The organism is Mesorhizobium sp. B3-1-8 (assembly GCF_006439495.1).
Taxonomy (GTDB): domain Bacteria; phylum Pseudomonadota; class Alphaproteobacteria; order Rhizobiales; family Rhizobiaceae; genus Mesorhizobium.
In genome coordinates this window covers 270,930-286,098 of record NZ_VFTK01000001.1, presented here as the reverse complement: position 1 = coordinate 286,098, position 15,169 = coordinate 270,930, and the positions used below count along the sequence as shown (strand labels likewise).

11 protein-coding genes and 1 pseudogene are annotated in these 15,169 nt (G+C 64.0%); 8 read left to right on the top strand and 4 right to left on the bottom strand.

Features of this window, described 5'->3' with window-relative positions; translation table 11 throughout:
• The first annotated feature begins 197 nt into the window (after positions 1–197).
• Entirely contained in the window at positions 198–1,307 is a 1,110-nt protein-coding gene (locus FJ424_RS01350) for a TRAP transporter substrate-binding protein (RefSeq protein ID WP_140644711.1), read from the top strand.
• A gap of 132 nt (positions 1,308–1,439) precedes the next feature.
• Here FJ424_RS01350 and FJ424_RS01345 read toward each other — a convergent pair whose 3' ends face one another.
• From FJ424_RS01345 to FJ424_RS01330, 4 genes are all read right to left on the bottom strand, one after another.
• Positions 1,440–2,468, bottom strand: a complete 1,029-nt coding sequence (locus FJ424_RS01345) for a zinc-dependent alcohol dehydrogenase family protein (protein WP_140650651.1) — start codon at positions 2,466–2,468, stop codon at positions 1,440–1,442.
• A 10-nt stretch (positions 2,469–2,478) separates the two neighbouring features.
• The gene (locus FJ424_RS01340; protein ID WP_140650801.1) at positions 2,479–4,263 is read right to left on the bottom strand and encodes a TRAP transporter large permease subunit; all 1,785 of its coding nucleotides are present in this window, start codon (positions 4,261–4,263) and stop codon (positions 2,479–2,481) included.
• Positions 4,263–4,868, bottom strand: coding sequence for a TRAP transporter small permease subunit (locus FJ424_RS01335; protein WP_140650649.1), 606 nt, complete (start codon positions 4,866–4,868; stop codon positions 4,263–4,265). Before FJ424_RS01335 ends, FJ424_RS01340 begins: the two co-directional genes overlap by 1 nt.
• 174 nt (positions 4,869–5,042) lie before the next feature.
• Positions 5,043–5,948: a branched-chain amino acid ABC transporter permease gene (locus FJ424_RS01330; RefSeq protein WP_140650646.1), complete on the bottom strand. Its 906-nt coding sequence runs from the start codon at positions 5,946–5,948 to the stop codon at positions 5,043–5,045.
• A 95-nt stretch (positions 5,949–6,043) separates the two neighbouring features.
• Here FJ424_RS01330 and FJ424_RS01325 point away from each other — a divergent pair, with 95 nt between their 5' ends.
• The 7 genes and pseudogenes from FJ424_RS01325 (at position 6,044) to FJ424_RS01295 (ending at position 15,140) form a co-directional block, all read left to right on the top strand.
• Entirely contained in the window at positions 6,044–6,652 is a 609-nt protein-coding gene (locus FJ424_RS01325; RefSeq protein ID WP_140650643.1) for a CGNR zinc finger domain-containing protein, read from the top strand.
• The gene (locus tag FJ424_RS01320) at positions 6,645–7,175 is read left to right on the top strand and encodes a hypothetical protein (RefSeq protein WP_140650640.1); all 531 of its coding nucleotides are present in this window, start codon (positions 6,645–6,647) and stop codon (positions 7,173–7,175) included. Before FJ424_RS01325 ends, FJ424_RS01320 begins: the two co-directional genes overlap by 8 nt.
• A 204-nt stretch (positions 7,176–7,379) precedes the next feature.
• A pseudogene (locus FJ424_RS01315) lies at positions 7,380–10,859 on the top strand (indolepyruvate ferredoxin oxidoreductase family protein); the annotation flags it as partial.
• Positions 10,860–11,008: 149 nt separating this feature from the next.
• Positions 11,009–13,324, top strand: coding sequence for an EAL domain-containing protein (locus tag FJ424_RS01310; RefSeq protein WP_140650634.1), 2,316 nt, complete (start codon positions 11,009–11,011; stop codon positions 13,322–13,324).
• A 436-nt stretch (positions 13,325–13,760) separates the two neighbouring features.
• Positions 13,761–14,522 (top strand): hypothetical protein, encoded by a 762-nt coding sequence (locus FJ424_RS01305; protein WP_140644719.1) that lies wholly within the window; start codon positions 13,761–13,763, stop codon positions 14,520–14,522.
• Between the two features lie 94 nt (positions 14,523–14,616).
• On the top strand, positions 14,617–14,766 hold the full coding sequence (locus FJ424_RS01300) for a DUF3096 domain-containing protein (RefSeq protein ID WP_127866594.1): 150 nt from the start codon (positions 14,617–14,619) through the stop codon (positions 14,764–14,766).
• A 149-nt stretch (positions 14,767–14,915) separates the two neighbouring features.
• Positions 14,916–15,140: an aa3-type cytochrome c oxidase subunit IV gene (locus tag FJ424_RS01295; RefSeq protein WP_140650631.1), complete on the top strand. Its 225-nt coding sequence runs from the start codon at positions 14,916–14,918 to the stop codon at positions 15,138–15,140.
• The last annotated feature ends 29 nt before the right edge of the window (positions 15,141–15,169 follow it).

The window sequence follows — 15,169 nt, the reverse complement described above, 5'->3', positions numbered from 1 at the left end:
CCATGGCAAGTTTGGCCGCCTCGCATAGGCCAGCGAAGAGAACGTTAGACTATAGTTGCAGGCGGTTGCGGAATGGCGGCAACCTCGGCCCGCGGCGCTGGACTCGACTTCTTGCCTGTGTATGTTTCTCCCCCAACCGATCCGGGCACCGAGGATGCCCTCGCATCGGTCAGCTGATCCGCAAGGGAGGAAACTTAATGGATCGTCGTTCGTTCATTCGCAAGGCCGGCGCGTCCGGCGTGGGCGCCGCCGCAGCGGCCGCGGCACTTGCCACGCCGGCCATTGCCCAGTCCAACCCGAAAGTGACCTGGCGGCTTGCGTCATCCTTCCCGAAGTCGCTCGACACGATCTATGGCGGCGCTGAAGTCTTCTCCAAGATGCTGTCTGAGGCGACCGACGGCAATTTCCAGATCCAGGTCTTCGCTTCGGGCGAGCTGGTGCCCGGCCTGCAGGCCGCCGACGCTGCCGCCGCCGGCACCGTCGAGGCGGCGCATACGGTCGCCTATTATTACTGGGGCAAGGATCCCACCTGGGCGCTCGGTGCCGCCGTGCCGTTCTCGCTCAACGCGCGCGGCATGAATGCCTGGCACTATCATGGCGGCGGCATCGACCTGTTCAACGAATTCCTCGGGGCGCAAGGGTTGTTCGGCCTGCCGGGCGGCAACACCGGCGTCCAGATGGGCGGCTGGTTCCGCAAGGAAATCAACAGCGTCGCCGATCTGTCGGGCCTCAAGATGCGCATCGGCGGCTTTGCCGGCAAGGTCGTCGAGAAGCTCGGCGTGGTGCCGCAGCAGATCGCCGGCGGCGACATCTACCCGGCACTGGAAAAGGGCACCATCGACGCCGCCGAATGGGTCGGCCCCTATGACGACGAGAAGCTCGGCTTCTACAAGGTCGCGCCCTATTACTACTATCCCGGCTGGTGGGAAGGCGGCCCGACCGTTCACCTGCTCTTCAACAAGGCAAAATACGAAGAACTTTCGCCGACTTACAAATCGCTGGTGCGCACCGCGGCGCAGGCCGCGGATGCCAATATGCTGCAGAAATACGACTATGTGAATCCGCCGGCGGTGCGGCGGCTGGTGGCGGGCGGCGCCAAGCTAAGGCCATTCAGCCAGGAGATCATGGCCGCCTGCTTCGAGAAGGCCAACGAGGTCTACGCCGAGATGGAATCCAACAACGCGCCGTTCAAGAAGATCTGGGAGTCGATCAAGGCCTTCCGCAAGGAGCACTATCTCTGGGCCCAGGTCGCCGAATACAATTACGACACCTTCATGATGGTGCAGCAGCGCAACGGCAAGCTGTAATAGGCCCAATCCCTTGTCCCCGTCACTATACGGGGACAAGGTCCCGGCAGGAGGATGAGGGGCGGCGCCGGCTTCGGCAGTTTAGAAATTCCCCCTGCAGAGAGGCGCTGGGGGCACAAACGATGGAAGGTCTTACCCTCGGTCCGGCACCACCAGCACCTTGACTTCGCCCGGCGCCGGCGGGTTGGCGATCACGTCCGGTGCTTCTTCGAGACTGACTTGCCTCGAGATCAACCGGTCGATCTCGATCGCGCCGGAGGCGATCAGCTGAGCCGCCCAGCCATGCGTGAACGGGTTGAGGAAGGAACCCAGCACTTTCAACTCCCGGAACAGAAGGTCGAACGGCTCGATCTCCACCTTCATGCCCTGCGGCACGACGCCGACGATGACGACCGTGCCGCCGGCACGAGCCATCCGCAGCGACTGCTCCACCGTGTCGCGCACGCCGGCGCATTCCAGCACCACGTCGACGCCGCCGGGCGCCAGGCCGGTCGGTCCGGCGATGGCCGCGATTGGATCGCTGGCGCTTGGATCGATCGTCGCGGTCGCGCCAAGTTGTTCGGCCAGCGCTCGGCGCGAGGCCTGCCTGGTCGACAGGATGATGGTCGTCGCCCCCGCGAGCTTGGCCAACTGAACGACAAGCAGGCCGATGACGCCGCCGCCGAGCACCGCCACCGACGAACCCGGCCGGATCGCGGCAAGGTCGATGCCGTGCAGGCAGCAGGCCAGCGGCTCGCAGAAGGCGCCATGCGTCGGCTTGAGATTTGCCGGCAGCCGAAAAGCCTGCTTCTGCGGCATCAGCACATAGTCGGCAAAGCCGCCGTCGCGGTGGATGCCGATGGCCCTGAGATTGCTGCACAGATTGACGCGGCCGGCATGGCAGTGGGCGCAGCGCCCGCAGGCGATGTTGGGATCGCCGGTGACGCGGTCGCCGACGGCAATGCCTGACACCGCCTCGCCGACGGCTTCGACGATGCCGGAGAACTCATGGCCGAGCGTCACCGGCGGCGTGCAGGGAAACTCGCCATGGAAAAGGTGCCGGTCGGTGCCGCAGACGCCGCAGGCCTCGATGCGCACGAGAACGTCTTCCGGCCCGGGAATGGGTTTGGGGACCTCTCGCAACCCTATGCTGCCCACTGCCTCCAACCGTATGGCTCTCATGGCGATAACCTCAATTGAATTTGGGCGGCTGCGAGAGATCGGGCGCGGGGGCCGGCTTGGCCGGCGCGTCGCCGAAGCTCGGCGGTTGCGACAGGTCGGGCGTGCCGGGTGCCGCCGGCGCGCCGCCATTGGCCGGAGCCGCGCCATTATCCGCCGGCGGCGTGCCGAGCGGCGACAGCGAAGGCATGTCCGGCAGCTTGAGATCGATGGTGCTGGGCTCCACCGCGGGACCTTTATAGCGCATGACCATCTGCGGGAAAGCGATGGTGAGCCCGATCATGATCACCTGGATCAGGACGAACGGCACGGCGCCCCAATAGATCTGGCCGGTGGTAACCGGCGCGACCTGCTTGCCGGTGATCCGGTCGAGGTACGGCACGCGGGCTGCGACCGAGCGCAGGTAGAACAGCGCGAAGCCGAAGGGCGGATGCATGAAGCTCGTCTGCATGTTGACGCCAAGCAGCACGCCGAACCAGATCAGGTCGATGCCGAGCTTGTCCGCGGCCGGCGCCAAGAGCGGCACGATGATGAAGGCGAGCTCGAAGAAATCGAGGAAGAAGGCAAGCACGAAGACCAGGATGTTGACGCCGATCAGGAAGCCGGTCTCGCCGCCAGGCAGCGAGGTCAGCAGATGCTCGACCCAGATATGGCCGTTGACGCCGTAGAAGGTGAGCGAGAACACGCGCGCGCCGATCAGGATGAACAGCACGAAGGCGGAAAGCCGGGTCGTCGAGGCCAGCGCCTGATTGACGACGTCCCTCGTCAGGCGGCCCTTCATCGCCGCCATGATGAGCGCGCCGACGGCGCCCATGGCGCCGCCTTCGGTCGGCGTGGCGATGCCGAGGAAGATCGTGCCGAGCACCAGGAAGATCAGCGCCAGCGGCGGGATCAGCACGATCACCACCTGCTGCGCCAGCTTCGACATCACGTTCAGTCCGAGCCGCTGATCGGCGATGGCGACGACATAGATGACGATGACGCCGACGGCGAAGCCGAGGATATCGGCATTGTCGCCGTGGTTCGGCGCAAGATAGCGATAGGCTGCGTAGGAAATCGCGCCCGTCACCAAAAGTGCCACCAGCAGAGATATCACGCCATGACCGAGGGTACGGGCTTCGAGCGGCAGCGCCGGCATCGAGTTCGGCCGGACGATCGACATGATCAGGATGTAGAGCATGTAGATGCCGGTCAGCACGAGGCCAGGGATCAACGCGCCGGCATACATGTCGCCGACCGAGCGTCCCAACTGGTCGGCGAGCACGATCAGCACCAGCGACGGCGGGATGATCTGCGCCAGCGTGCCGGAGGCAGCGATGACGCCGGAAGCCACGCGGCGGTCATAGCCGTAGCGCAGCATGATCGGCAGCGAGATCAGTCCCATGGCGATGACGGAAGCGGCGACCACGCCGGTCGTGGCGGCAAGCAGCGCGCCGACAAAGACCACCGCATAGGCAAGGCCGCCGCGGATCGGCCCGAACAGCTGGCCGATCGTGTCGAGCAGGTCCTCGGCCATGCCGGACCGTTCGAGCACGATGCCCATGAAGGTGAAGAAGGGTATCGCCAGCAGCGTGTCGTTGGACATCACCCTGGTGCCGTAGAAATTGTCCGGCAGCGCATGCAGCAGCGGCCAGGCAAGGTTGATCGACCCGCCTGAATAGGGCGAGACCAGCACGCCGATGAAGAAGAACAGCAAGCCGTTGGCGGCGAGCGAGAAGGCGACGGGGTAGCCGATCAAAAGAAAGATGACCAGCGAGGCGAACATGATCGGCGCCATGTTCTGCGCGATGAATTCGATCACGGACGGACCTCGCCCGCGATCGCCTTGGCCTCTTCGGCCAGCGCTTCGGCCTCGAGCTTGGCCTGGTCATGCGCCGACACGAAGGGATTGGGATCGTCCATGTCGCCGCGCATGATGGCGATCTTCTTGATGATCTCGGAAACTCCTTGCAGCGCGAGCAGGAAGAAGCCGACCAGAAGGATGGCCTTGGCCGGCCACACGATCAGCCCGCCGGCATTGGTCGACATCTCGCCGCTGCGGAAGGACAGCGACACATAGGGTACGAAATAGATCACCATCAGCACCACGAAGGGCATCAGGAAGAACAGGTGGCCGAGCAGGTCGATCCAGTGCTGCACGCGCCGCGAGAGCATGCCGTAAACAATGTCGATGCGGATATGGTCGTTCTGCTTCAGCGTGTAGGCGGCGGCCAGCATGAAGGCTCCGCCGAACAGGTACCACTGCAACTCCAGCCACGCGTTGGAGGACGTGTCGAACACCTTACGGATGACGGCATTGCCGGCGCTCACCAGGATCGCGAGCAGGATCAGCCAGGAAACCCAGCGGCCGATGAACTCGTTGATGCGGTCGATCGTCCTGGATAGAGCGAGCAGCCCTGCCATGCATATCCTCCCTGGCCATGCGGCGCGCCCGATTCCCCCTCCGGTGTCGCGTCGCTTGGCCCAACGGTATGCAGTGCGTGGTCCGGCAGGTCAACATGACAGGCAGGACGAAACGGGCACGGCGGCGGAAACCCCGCAGGCTCACCGAACGTCATGCAACCAAAGTCTGATGGTTCAGGCGATCTTGGCCTGGTCGCGTCCGGCGCCGATCAGCACCAGCATGGCGACGAGGAAGAGATAGATCCAGGCGTCGCGCCATTCGAGCGGGAAATAGCCGGCCCAAAGCGATTCCGCCATGCCGAAAGCCGCGGCGCCAAGCGCCGCTTTGAGCGGCGACAGATAGCCCCCGACCGCCGTCACGAACAGGATCTTGAGGCCGTAGATCAGCCCGGTGCCGAAGGAGACATTGCCGTAATAGAGGCCGGCAAGCACGCCGGCCAGGGCGGCGCATAAGCCGCCGAACAGCACGGCAAGGCGGAACACAGCGCGCACATCGACACCGCACATCGCCGCCGCTTTCGGATCGTCGGAGACGGCGCGCCAGGCACGGCCGAAGCGCGAATGCGAAAACAGCCAGGCCGCCAGCGCCACCACCGCGATCACGCCCGCGCAATCGAGCAACTGGATGACGGTGAGCGTGACCTTGAAGCCGTCGCCCTCAGCGAAGATCACGGGGTTGGCGAGCATCGGCGGCAGCCAGAGATCGTGCGTGTCGGCGGCGATGCGGCTCGCCTCCGACAGGAAGAGCAGGATGCCGAGCGTCGTCACCACGATGGCGTTGGGCGAGCGGTCGGCGAGCCTCTCGAAAACGCTGCGCGACAACACGTGGCTGATCAGCGCCGCATAGAGAACAGCCGCGACCACGCCGAGCGCCACCGCGGCGGCCAGCGTCAGCCACAGCGCCTGGTAGCCGAAAGCGGCGGTCAGGATCATCGTCTGGCCGCAGAAGGCGAACAACGCGCCATAGGCGAGGTTGGTCCGATGCAGGATGCCGTTGGTCAGCACATAGCCGAAGGCGAGCAGCGCATAGAGCGCGCCCGAATGCAGCCCGTTCAGCACCTGCTGGAAGAAATAGAGCATGCGGCATCCCACGGGTCGCATGACGCGACCCTGCATGGACCGTTGCATTCGGAATCTAACTTGTCAAATGCGTTTTATCGGTTAGATTCCCGCGCATGACAGTCTCCTGGACCCCGCACCGTTTCACCGGTGGCATCCTTGCGCTCGATACGGCGAACACCGTCGTATTGCGCAACGATCCGGAAAAAACCTTCGACCGTTTCGACGACCCGGCCGAGATCGCCCGTTTCGCCGAGGCGGCGAGCGGCTTTCGCGCCGCCGAGCTCGGCGGCCGGCGGCTGCGGGCGCCGGAGCCGGGCGCGATAAAGCAAGCCGTCATCTCGATCCGTGAAGCGACCGATCGGCTGTTTCGCCACGCCGTGTCGAACGGCGCACTTGCGACCAGCCACCTGCCGGATTTCCTCACGGCCTGCGCCGGCGGCCTGTCCGGCAGCGAGACCGAGATCGGAACGCCTGGCCAGCCTTTCGGCGATCCGCAAACACCGATCGCCTTCGAGGCGGCTTTGGCCGTTTCGGCCCTGTCGCTGCTGCGCGACGAAACGGTGGCGAGGCTGAGGATCTGTCCCAATTGCAGCTGGCTGTTCGTCGACCGCAGCCGCAACGCTAGCCGCCTCTGGTGCGACATGGCCGTTTGCGGCAACCGCCAGAAGGCAAACCGCTATTACCGCCGCCGTACAGCGGCCAGGGAGGTCAGCAATGCTTAGGAAATTGTCGCGTTCGGCTCTGGTCGGCGCCGCCTTGATCGCGGCATTCGCGCTCGGCGCCTGCCGCGACACCGGCAACGACCAGCTCTTTGCCATCTCCGGCAAGCTGTTCGAGTTCAATTACCGGCTGGCCATCGCCACCTATGTCATCACGCTGAAGCCGCTGCGCCCGATGGTAGACGGCCAGGTCGCGGTGGTGAGCTTCCAGAACCCGGCCGGCGGCGACCCGCTCATCGTCAATCAGAAGATCTGGCCGAAGCTGCCCCACATCACGCTCACCAGTCCACCGCTCTCCTGCGTGGTCAAGGACAAGCCCTACAGCGTCTCGATCCGCATTGAGGATGCGAGCGGCACGTTGCTGCAGAGCATCGACACCACCATGACCTCGTCGGAGGACCAGACCATGCTGCCGGACCGGCCGCTGGTGATCGGGCCGAACTACGAGCTGAATTCCGATCTGGCCGGCCATCCCGACGGCAGGCTGCCGGGCGAGCCGAAGCCGGATTGCTCGAAAGCGACCTGAAACGCCGGCGCCCGCGCGAAATTTTTATTCCTCAGGAAGCGGTTAGCATGATCTTGTATGCGCCGCCGGCCACTCGCCAGACCGTTTGTTGCGTGTTATCTGGCTCCTGCGATTTTGTTTGACCTCTCCCGCAAGGGAAGAAAGACTGCGGCGTGCCACTCCGACGTTGGCTGCCTGATTTGAGGCGCGCCTCCGCAGAGGAAATACCTGATGACGCTGCACGACGTCGCGCTCGACGACAAGTTCGACCTTGGCAAGGAGAGCGTCTTCCTGTCCGGCGCGCAGGCGGTCGTGCGCATGCTTCTGATGCAGCGCGAGCGTGACCGCCGCGCCGGCCTCAACACGGCAGGCTTCGTCTCCGGCTACCGCGGCTCGCCGCTTGGCGGCCTCGACATGCAGCTGTGGCGGGCCAAGAAGCAGCTCGCGCAAGCCGACATCGTCTTCCAGCCCGGCCTTAACGAGGAGCTCGCCGCCACCGCCTGCTGGGGCTCGCAGCAGACCGAATTGCTCGGCGAGGGCACGCATGACGGCGTCTTTTCGGTCTGGTACGGCAAGGGGCCGGGCGTCGACCGTTCCGGCGACGTCTTCCGCCACGCCAATCTAGCCGGCTCGTCGAAGCATGGCGGCGTGCTCGCCCTGATGGGCGACGACCATATGGCCGAATCCTCGACCAACGCGCATGCCACCGAATTCCTGTTCGTCGACACCATGGTGCCGATCCTCAATCCGGCCGGCGTCCAGGAGATCATCGACTACGGCCTCTACGGCTTTGCCATGTCGCGCTTTGCCGGCACCTGGGCGGCGATCAAATGCGTCAAGGACAACATCGAATCGACGGCCTCGGTCGACGCCTCGATCGAGCGTCTGGGCATCGTCATTCCCGAATTCGACATGCCGCCGGGCGGGCTCAACATCCGCCACGAGATCGATATGCTCGGCCAGGAAGAGCGGCTGCATGAGTATAAGCGCGCCGCCGCTTCGGCCTTCATCCAGGCCAATGGTCTCAACCGTGTAGTCTATTCCGGCGGCCGCAATCCCAAGCTCGGCGTCATCACCATCGGCAAGAGCTATCTCGATGTCCGCCAGGCGCTGGAGGATATCGGCATCGACGAACAGGCCGCCAACCGCATCGGCATCCGCCTGTTCAAGGTCGGCTGCCCGTGGCCGCTCGATTTCCAGCATATCGCCGAGTTCGCCCGCGGCCTCGACACCATCGTCGTCGTAGAGGAAAAGCGCTCGCTGATCGAGGTGCAGCTGCGCGAGAGCCTCTACGGCACCGCCACGCAGCCGGTGATCGTCGGCAAGAAGGACGAGCGCGGCGACTGGCTGTTTCCGGCCAAGGGCGCGCTCGATCCGAACGAGATCGCCATCGCGCTCGGCGAACGGATCCTGCGCACCATCGGCCCGTCGGAAGAAATCGCCGCGCGGGTGGCGAAGCTGCGCCAGTTCCAGGCGATGCTCGCCGACACCGTCGATATCGGTTCGCGCACGCCCTTCTTCTGCTCGGGCTGCCCGCACAATTCCTCGACCAAGGTGCCGGACGGCTCGATCGCCGCCGCCGGCATCGGCTGCCATTTCATGGCGCTGTGGATGGACAGGAACACCGTCGGCTTCACCGCCATGGGCGGCGAGGGCGCGCAATGGGTCGGCCAGGCGCCATTCTCGAAGCGCGGCCACATCTTCCAGAACCTCGGCGACGGCACCTACAACCATTCCGGCGTGCTGGCGATCCGCTTCGCGCTGTCCTCCGGCGCCAACATCACCTACAAGATCCTCTACAACGATGCGGTGGCGATGACCGGCGGCCAGCCGCATGAGGGTGGCCTGACCGTCGACATGATCGCGAGACAAGTGCGAGCCGAGGGCGTCGACCGCATCGCAGTCGTCACCGACGAGCCGGACAAATATGCCGGCAAGGCCGATTTCCCGGCCGGCAGCAGCATCCATCATCGTGACGACCTCGATCTCGTCCAGCGCGAATTGCGCGACGTGCAGGGCGTTTCGGTGCTCATCTACGACCAGACCTGTGCCGCCGAAAAGCGCCGGCGCCGCAAGCGCGGCACCTTTCCCGATCCCGACAAGCGCGTCTTCATCAACGAACTGGTCTGCGAAGGCTGCGGCGATTGCGGCGTGCAGTCGAACTGCGTCTCCATCCAGCCGGTCGAGACCGAATTCGGCCGCAAGCGCCGGATCGACCAGTCGAGCTGCAACAAGGATTTTTCCTGCCTCAACGGTTTCTGCCCGTCCTTCGTCACCGTGCATGGCGGCAAGATCAGGAAGGCCGAAGGCATTGCCGGCAGGGCCGATCCTCTCGACGGCGTGCCGGCGCCGGCCGAGTTCCGCATGGGCAACCAGGGCTGGGCGGCGATCATCGACGGGGTGGGCGGCACCGGCGTCGTCACCGTCGGCGCGGTGCTTGGCATGGCCGCGCATCTGGAAGGCAAGGGCTGCGGCATGATCGACATGGCGGGCCTCGCCCAGAAGGGCGGCTCGGTCTTCACCCATGTCCGCATCGCCCCGACGCCCGAGGACATCCACGCCATTCGCGTTTCAGCCGGCAAGGCCGACCTCGTGCTCGGCTGCGACCTCGTCGTCTCCGGCGCCAAGAAGGTGCTGGGCGCGGTGCGCGAGGGCCACACCATCTTCCTCGCCAATACTGCCGAGATCATGCCTGGCGAATTCACCCGTTCCGCCGACTTCTCGCTGCCGGTCGAGCGGCTGAAGAAGGCGATCCGGGCGGCTGCCGGCGACGACAAGGCGCATTTCTTCGATGCAACCCGCACCGCGACGGCCTTGTTCGGCAATTCGCTCGGCGCCAACATGTTCATGCTCGGCTTCGCCTTCCAGCATGGCGGCCTGCCGCTCTCGGCCGAAGCCGTTGAAAAGGCGATAGAATTGAACGGCGAAGCGGTGGCGATGAATATCGCCGCCTTCCGCTGGGGCCGCCGCGCCGCGCACCAGCCCGATTTCGTGCGTGGCCTGGTCAGCCAGACGGGCAAGCCGGCGTCCCGACCGGCCGAGACGCTGGACGATGTGATCGCCCGCCGCGTCGCCTTCCTTACCGCCTATCAGAACGCCGCCTATGCCAGGCGCTACGCCGACCGCGTGGCGACGTTGCGCGCCGCCGAAGGCAAGGCCGTGCCCGGCTCGTCCGTGGTGACCGAGGCCGTCGCCAGGAACCTCTTCAAGCTGATGGCGATCAAGGACGAGTATGAGGTGGCGCGACTCTACACCGACGGCACTTTCGCCGCCGACCTCGCCAAGCAGTTCCAGAGCTACGACAAGCTCGAGTTCCATCTCGCGCCGCCGATCGTCGGGCGGCGCGGCAATGACGGCAAGCCCCGGAAATCGAGCTTCGGCCCATGGATGATGAAGGGCTTCCGGCTGCTGGCGGCGATGAAGGGCCTGCGCGGAACCGCCTTCGACCTTTTCGGCTACACGGCCGAGCGGCGCATCGAGCGGCAGTCGCTGAGGCAGTACGAGGCCGATCTTGACCTGATCGCCGGCGCGCTGGCGCCGGGCAGGGTGGAAGCCGCGACGGCTCTGGCCTCCGTGCCGGCGCTCATCCGCGGCTACGGCCACGTCCGGCAGGCCAGCGCCGACAAGGCGGCGGGCGAGCGCTCGCGACTGATCGAGCGTCTGGCCCAGGCTCCGGCGGAGCCGGCGCTTCGGGCAGCGGAATGATCGCGCCGGCGCGTTGACGCCGCGCCAAACCCCCTGAATTTTCCGATCTGTCCCGTCTGCCGCAATCCTCTGCAACCGGGGTGGAGCGCCGTTCTAAGCCTTTCTTAAGGCAGGTGTGGCATGACAAGGCGTAGTGTTGGGCCAACGGCATGGGTAGAACAAAGACCGAGAACATCCCGGCGGATGTTTATATCCAGTTTGTGCGGTCGTTGTTCGACAACGCGCACATGCTGGTGATCGGTGGCGTTTGCTACTGGATCCTCGGATTCATGATCTATTGGCGGACGCACAATCCGCTGTTTCTGGCCTTTTCTTTCGGCCTGCTCTCCATCAGCCTTTTCCGTTACTTCGGCATTCGCACCTTCCTGAAGGCGGGCGGCACCATAGCCAATGTCGAAGAGGCCAGGCGGTGGGAGCGCATCTATATCCTCAAGGGCAGCCTGCAGGGCCTGGGCCTGGGTTCGCTGTGCTTCATATCGATCTACGTTTACCCCGATCCCTTCGCCGAGCTGGCCGCGACGTCGCTGACGATCGCGACCCTGGTCACGGTTGTCGGCCGCAACTACGGCTCCCCGCAGATGGTACGGATTTTCTCCGTGACCTTCATCGGTCCGGCCGCGCTCGGGCTCCTGCTGCGCATGGATTTCCCGTCGGTCCTGCTCGGCCTGATGATCATCCCGCTGACCTTTATCACCATCAACAGCGCCGACCATGTCCGCAACGTGCTCTTCTCCGCCGTCATCGGCCACAAGCAGGCCAGGAACCTGACGCGCCGGTTCGATCGCGCGCTCAACACCATGTCGCACGGCCTGGTCATGCTGGGGCCGGACGGGCGCGTCGCGGTGGCCAATGCCGAAGCCGCCCGCCTGATGTCGCTGAAATCGGGCGATGCCTTGCTCGGGCGCTCGATCCACGGTCTTTTGATGCGCGGCGTCGCCGGTGGCATGCTGGCGCCGAAAGACTGCCGCTACATCGAGGCGCAGCTGACGCGCGCCTTGCGCGAAGGCCGCGACCGCAAGGTGCTCGTTTCGCTGGCCAACGGCCAGCACTACGAATTCTCCGCCCGCGAAGGCAGCCAGGAACTGGGCGTCATCACCTTCGAGGATGTGACGGCCCGCGTCGAGGCGGAGGAAAAGATCCGCTTCATGGCGCGCTACGACAATTTGACCGGGCTGCCGAACCGCGCCTATTTCCACGAACTGGTCGGCGAGGCGATGGCCTCTGGCGACCAGGACCGGCTGTGCGGCCTCGCGGTGCTCGATCTCGACGACTTCAAGAGCGTCAACGACACGCTCGGCCATCCGGTCGGCGACGGGCTGATCTATGCCGTGGCCGAGCGCCTCGCGGCGATTGCCGGACCGGGCATCACCGTCAGCCGCTTCGGCGGCGACGAGTTCATGATCTTCTTCGACCGTGTCGAGGACGAGAGCCATCTCAGCACCCTGCTCGACCAGATTTTCGCGGACCTGCAGGGCGAGGTGGACGTTGCCGGCCACGGCTTGCGCATCCAGACCAGCGGCGGCGCGGTGCTTTCCAGGGTCAAGGACACCGACGCGGACGCCATGATCGTCAAGGCGGACCTTGCCCTCTACAAGGCCAAGGAACTCGGCAAGAACAGCTGGCGGCTGTTCGAGGCGGCCATGGATGCCGCCTTCCGCAATCGCCAGTTGATGAAGGCCGACCTGCGCAATGCCGTGCAGGCCAGGGAATTGCGCGTCGTCTACCAGCCGATCGTGGCTGTCAGCACCATGCGCATCGCCAGTTGCGAGGCGCTCTGCCGCTGGGACCATCCCGACCTCGGCCCGATCTCGCCCAGCGTCTTCATCCCGCTCGCCGAGGAGATGGGCATCGTTTCCGACATCAGCACTTTCGTGCTGGAGGCCGCGTGCGCCGAATGCGCCAAATGGCCGGCCCAGACCAGCGTGTCGGTCAACCTGTCGGCCAAGGATTTCCGCAGTCGCGACATCGTCCAGAAGGTCAGGGACGCCTTGGCCAAGTCGGGACTGGCGGCGCACCGGCTCGAAATCGAGGTCACCGAGACCGCGCTGCTCGACGACAAGTCGCTGACGCGCGAGTCGATCGAGGAACTGAAGGCGCTCGGCGTGCGCATCGCGCTTGACGACTTCGGCACCGGCTACTCCAGCCTGAGCTATCTCCACAAGCTGCCGCTCGACAAGATCAAGATCGACCGCTCGTTCCTGGTCGATGTGAACCAGAACCGGCAGTCGCTCGATCTGCTGAAGGGCATCGTCAGCCTGTCCAGGACGTTGGGTCTTTCGGTCACTATCGAAGGGGTTGAGACCTTCGAGCAGCTGAAGACGCTGGTTCATTTGGTCAAGCCGGACTTCGTGCAGGGCTTTCTCTTCGGCGCCGCGCTCAGCGCGTCGGGCATCGAGACGATGTCGAGCGTCACATGGCCGTTTGCCGCGGACCTTCACATCGCCGGCAAAAGAACAGCCAGCTAGAAGCAAATCCAGGAAAAGTGCGAAGCGGTTTTCCGTCCGGAATTGCGTCAAACAAGAGAAAATCCATGAAAAGTGCGAAGTGGTTTCCCGTCCGGAACTGCGCTGAAATAGAGAGCAATCGCAGAAAAAATGGAATCCGGATTTCCGTCTGGAGCGGATATGCGCTCCGTGAAACGATAGCCGTTCCGGCGTAGTATAATTCTGTGATGCACTGACGCTTTCAAGCTCTGGATACGGATTGATCTTGATGACCCGCCGTCAGGCCGGATCAGACAATTGCTGGCTGCGGTATTTGTTTTTTCGCGTGTAAGATCGATGAAAACGATCGCAGCTATTAAGGTTAACAGACGGTAAATCAGCAATCTCGAATTTTCAGCTTGTGTCTCATTTCAACTCGAATAGCTTGTCCTCAGGCGGAATTCGAGGACGGACAATAATGGAAGCTGCGGCTAAGGGTGCGTCGGCTGGCGCCAGCTCAAAAGCTGATTCCCTGCTCAACCGAACGATGATGCAGCTCCTGGAGCACGTCGAATATCGCCTCATCACCGGGGGCGAGGATCTGGAAGCGATCTACCGGCTTCGATATCAGTCCTACCTCAAATCAGGCATGTGCGGTCCGATCGCCAGCGGGATGTTCGAGGATCGCTGGGATAATCTTCCCAACTCCTACCGCTTCGGCGTCTATTGTTACGGCGAATTGGTCAGCACATTGCGCTTTCACTATATTTCCAGTGAACAGCCATACTCACCTTCGGTGGACGCCTATCCCGAAGTGTTGCTCCCGCGGCTCGCCCGGGGGGAAACCTTCATCGACGGCACCCGCTTCGCAACTGATCCCGATGCCGCGCCGGCGCCCGGCGTTCTGCCTTTCCTGACGCTCAGGATCGCCATGGTGGCCTCCAATTATTTTGGCCAGGACTCGGTGCTGACCCCGGTCAAGGTCGAGCATTCTCATTTCTATGCCCGGTTCTTCAATGCCGTGCAGAAGAGCGAAGCCAAGCAGTTCCCGGGCGTTCTTGCTCCGATCGCGCTGTTCGAGATCCCTGCCGGCGAGAATATGCGCCGCACGCTCGAGCGGTTCCCGTTCTACAATTCGACGCCGATGGAGCAGCGGCTGATGTTCGGCAATCCGGCCATCAACCGGCTGACGCCCCTCTCCATTCTGCCGACGGCGAAATACTATCGCGCCGCTGCCTGAACGCAGGCCATGAACCTTTCGCCGGCTGCTCCGTTATCAAGGTCGCAGCCCGGTCTGCCAGGCGATCGCGCCTGTCACAGGAAAGGATCCCCGCATGACCATCCACTCGCTCGCGCTGACGCCGCTGATCTCGCTGATCGCCGGCGTACTGATCCTGGTGATGCCGCGGCTCCTCAACTACATAGTCGCGCTTTACCTGATCGTTGTCGGTCTGCTCGGCCTTTTTCCCCACCTCGCCAGCTGAATCCCGCGCCGGCCGCGTGGACACAGCTGCGGCATTCAATTTCAACTTTCGTTTGAGGCTGTTGTCGCCGGCTGTGCGGCAATAGCGCCATTGCTCTTGGTTCGGCTTTTCGCTATGTGCCTCAAAGGCATTTTCGAAGGGGTACTTCCATGGCTGATCACACGCCGACCGGTCCTGTCGAGCTGGGCGCGCAAATGGACTATGCCGAGCACGACCGTACCTACAAGGGCTTCCTCGGTCTTGCCAAATACGGCTCGCTGTTCTGTGCCGCCATCCTTATCGCAATGGCCTTCGGCTTCTTCGTCGGCGGCTTCTTCTCGGCGACCGTCCTGTTCATCCTGATCATGGCCGTCGGCACTCTCATTCTGCGGTAGACTTCCCAAGCCCATTGCCCTCGACGTCG

Coding starts and splice junctions, on each gene's coding strand:
- FJ424_RS01295 (WP_140650631.1), top strand. CDS start 14,916: ATGGCTGATCACACGCCGACCGGTCCTGTCGAGCTGGGCGCGCAAATG.
- FJ424_RS01330 (WP_140650646.1), bottom strand. CDS start 5,948: ATGCTCTATTTCTTCCAGCAGGTGCTGAACGGGCTGCATTCGGGCGCG.
- FJ424_RS01320 (WP_140650640.1), top strand. CDS start 6,645: ATGCTTAGGAAATTGTCGCGTTCGGCTCTGGTCGGCGCCGCCTTGATC.
- FJ424_RS01310 (WP_140650634.1), top strand. CDS start 11,009: ATGGGTAGAACAAAGACCGAGAACATCCCGGCGGATGTTTATATCCAG.
- FJ424_RS01300 (WP_127866594.1), top strand. CDS start 14,617: ATGACCATCCACTCGCTCGCGCTGACGCCGCTGATCTCGCTGATCGCC.
- FJ424_RS01335 (WP_140650649.1), bottom strand. CDS start 4,868: ATGGCAGGGCTGCTCGCTCTATCCAGGACGATCGACCGCATCAACGAG.
- FJ424_RS01305 (WP_140644719.1), top strand. CDS start 13,761: ATGGAAGCTGCGGCTAAGGGTGCGTCGGCTGGCGCCAGCTCAAAAGCT.
- FJ424_RS01350 (WP_140644711.1), top strand. CDS start 198: ATGGATCGTCGTTCGTTCATTCGCAAGGCCGGCGCGTCCGGCGTGGGC.
- FJ424_RS01325 (WP_140650643.1), top strand. CDS start 6,044: ATGACAGTCTCCTGGACCCCGCACCGTTTCACCGGTGGCATCCTTGCG.
- FJ424_RS01345 (WP_140650651.1), bottom strand. CDS start 2,468: ATGAGAGCCATACGGTTGGAGGCAGTGGGCAGCATAGGGTTGCGAGAG.